The organism is Rhodococcus sp. T7, assembly GCF_009872365.1.
Lineage (GTDB): Bacteria > Actinomycetota > Actinomycetes > Mycobacteriales > Mycobacteriaceae > Rhodococcus_F.
The window spans coordinates 829,542-830,566 of sequence record NZ_WXYH01000389.1; the positions used below are offsets into that span (position 1 = coordinate 829,542).

General features: G+C 64.8%; 1 protein-coding gene. It reads right to left on the reverse strand.

What is annotated here, in order from left to right; translation table 11 throughout:
* Positions 1-170: 170 nt before the first annotated feature.
* Complete coding sequence (locus MLGJGCBP_RS47920) at positions 171-722, reverse strand: hypothetical protein (protein WP_160097497.1); 552 nt, start codon at positions 720-722, stop codon at positions 171-173.
* Between the last annotated feature and the right edge of the window lie 303 nt (positions 723-1,025).

Genomic DNA, 1,025 nt, shown 5'->3' on the forward strand with positions numbered 1-1,025 from the left:
CTGCCATGAGCGTGCGTCGATCGACGCGGCCAGCGCCATCAGGGCGAGCAGTCCCTCCGCCTGCTCGCCGTCCTCCGACCACGCTGTTACCGCGTTCGCATCGAGCGTCGCTGAACGTGTTGTCATCACTGCCCCTATGTCATTACCGCGAAAAACCGTCGACAGTGCCGTCATCCCTGCGCTCGCAGTGCGGTGCGGGTGCGCGACCACGACAGAATGCGACCGACGAGCTCCTCTGTGGGGCCGCCGCGGTCGAACCAGCCGCTGCGCGTGCCCATGATCAGCACGTGGCAGATCATCGCGGGCAGCAGAATCTGCGCCCACGCGGTCAGGGACGACAGCAGCGAGACACGGCCCGCATCGGCGGCCAGCCACGCGCACCCGAACAGCACCCCAGCGCCGAGAACCACCAGAGAGGCGAAGGCTTGCGGATATTCCGTACGCGCAGGGTTCACGCCGTTGCGGGCAAACGCCGCCGATACGACCAGTGCGGACACCGAAAGAACCGCCGTCATCATCATCAGCAACAGCACCCAGCCAGCGGTGCGGCCGCCTGCCCCGACTTCGATCGCCGCCGCATACACCGCTTTCGAGGCTTCGGCGAACGTGCTGACCGAGTGATCACCCCAGTTCTCCAAGTTCTGGGTGGCCACGTAATCGACGTCAGCGAACCGGGGCAGCCCCAAAATCCATGCTGCCCACACCGCTGTCATCGCGGCCATGATCAAAGGCTGCGACCACCGCAACACCGGACGGACCCCGAACGTCCACCCTGCGCTGACCCCGATAGCAACCGACATCATCGCTCTGCCGGTCTTGACGGTCAAAGAATCGCTCATTGCCTGCCTTCTTTCGGTTGAATACGGTTGTAGTGGTGCACCATTCGTGCCTAGCTGGGTTCGATCGGTTGGCATTGGGGCCGTCCTCGCATGCGTCGACGCGATGCCCCGGCGTCAGTGGACGGTCAGTGCGCTCACCCGCCACACCCCGAGACGGGTGGCTGTCATGTAGACCGCCAACGTGGA